3 protein-coding genes are annotated in these 1,663 nt (G+C 63.7%); 1 reads left to right on the top strand and 2 read right to left on the bottom strand.

All coding sequences use genetic code 11. The features are described 5' to 3' along the window. Positions 1-726, top strand: a 726-nt coding sequence (locus NEZ08_RS11595) for a GGDEF domain-containing protein (protein WP_298106938.1), incomplete at its 5' end; no start/stop codon positions are given. Between the two features lie 36 nt (positions 727-762). On the opposite strand, the gene NEZ08_RS11590 is transcribed toward NEZ08_RS11595, so the two are convergent. Together NEZ08_RS11590 and NEZ08_RS11585 are read right to left on the bottom strand one after the other, a co-directional pair. Further along, positions 763-1,209: a hypothetical protein gene (locus tag NEZ08_RS11590; RefSeq protein WP_298106936.1), complete on the bottom strand. Its 447-nt coding sequence runs from the start codon at positions 1,207-1,209 to the stop codon at positions 763-765. A 58-nt stretch (positions 1,210-1,267) separates the two neighbouring features. Continuing rightward, positions 1,268-1,663, bottom strand: a 396-nt coding sequence (locus tag NEZ08_RS11585; RefSeq protein ID WP_298106935.1) for a hypothetical protein, incomplete at its 5' end; no start/stop codon positions are given.

Below are 1,663 nucleotides of genomic sequence, written 5' to 3'. Positions count from 1 at the left end.
TGGCACTACCTCGCCGTCGCCGTGCTGTTCTGGAGGAGCGCGGCGCGGCGTTCTCCGGGGGTGCTCTTCACCACGCTGAGCTTTGTCGCCTGGGCCTCGGTATTCCCGATAGCCGCCCTGCTTTATCGCTTCGCACCGTCGATCCATGTCGAGAGCGAGGTTTGGAACCTGCCGAAGTTCCTCGTGGCGAGCGGCATGATACTGACGCTGCTTGAGGAGCAGATGGCGCAAGCCGAACTGGCCGCCCTGCACGACGCACTGACCGGACTTCCCAACCGACGGCTCTACGATCTCCGTCTTCGGGAGGCGTTGCAGCAGGCCGCGCATACGCACAAGCAGGTGGCGCTGGTCGCGTTCGATCTGGACCGCTTCAAGCAGATCAATGACCGTTTCGGCCACTTCGCGGGCGATGAAGCCCTGCGTACCGTGGCGCAGCGTTTTGTCGGCAGGATGCGCGCGAGCGACACCCTGGCTCGCCTCGGCGGGGACGAATTCGTGGCGATCCTGAGTGACTTGTCCAATCACGCAGCCGTTGCGCGGATCATCCGTTCGTTCGAGGAGGCACTGGCAGAACCGATCATGATCGACAACCAGCCCGTCGAACTCAGCGTCAGCATCGGTGTGGCCATTTACCCGGAGGACACCACCGATATCGCCGAGATGCAAAAGCTCGCGGATCGCCGGATGTACATCGGCAAATGCGCCGACCGTCCTGCGCCTGGATGAGGTTCTTTCCTTCGGGTCGCGCCGCGCGCCACCCGCCTATTTCGGTTTGCCGCCGATGTCGATCGGCTTGCCGTTGGACAGGAAGGTCAAGTAACTCACCAGATCGGTCAGTTTGCGGCTGCCGTACTCCGGCGGTTTGCCGCCGAGTGCGCCGGTAATGCACGCGCGGACCTGATCCTCGAGGGTGATGACTTTGCCGGCGCGCGGACTGTAGCGGGGAAAAATGGCGGCGGCATTGCTCAGGCTTGGAATCTTGCTACCGTTGGCCAGCTGGCCCGCGATCCTGCCGCCACCCGAATGGCAACTCTGGCAGGTCATGCCGCGACCACCGAAGGTATCGGTCGCGAAGATGTGACTGCCGCGCTGAACCGCCGCGTGCAAGGGGTCCGGCACCTTGGCCAGGACATTGGGCGCCCACAGCCCCAGCACCAGGACTCCTGCGAGCAGGCGGATACAGGTAGTGACTTGCAGCTTCACGTTCATGCCGAGTGCCCTCCGATCAATGAATACAGTGCATGTGATTGCGTTGTCTGAAAACAGCCTACCGCTGCCTTGTTTCTTCCCCCGCCATCGTCACCGTCCAGGTCTTACCGTCGGTCGAGCGCGCGCTTTCGAAATGGATCCGGTCATGACCGCTGAAGACGTTGATGGTGCGATAGCGCACGCCCTTGGCATCCGGTTCGCCGAGATAGGTCCAGTGATCGCCGGCAAGGGTCAGCGTGCCGGCGGGGCCGAGCGCGGCGCCGTCGGGCAGCACGATCTGAGTGTGGTAATGGCCGGGCACGGTGTCGGGGATGAACACCACCAGCGCACCAGGCTTGCCGTTGACGGTCTGCTGGCAGGCGAAGTAGCGCCCGATCCGCGCGCAGTCGTTGACCAGTCGATCGGGTTTCCTGCCGGCGGGCGTGGTCTGCGTCACCTGCCAGGCGCCCTCGTA

The sequence above is a fragment of the Bradyrhizobium sp. genome, assembly GCF_027451485.1.
Classification (GTDB): domain Bacteria; phylum Pseudomonadota; class Alphaproteobacteria; order Rhizobiales; family Xanthobacteraceae; genus Bradyrhizobium.
Note: the sequence above shows the minus strand (reverse complement) of the source record. Positions and strands in the feature narration are given on the sequence as shown.

Bases quoted from the DNA above. Each gene is read 5' to 3' on its own strand.
- NEZ08_RS11590 (WP_298106936.1), bottom strand. From the start codon at position 1,209: ATGAACGTGAAGCTGCAAGTCACTACCTGTATCCGCCTGCTCGCAGGA.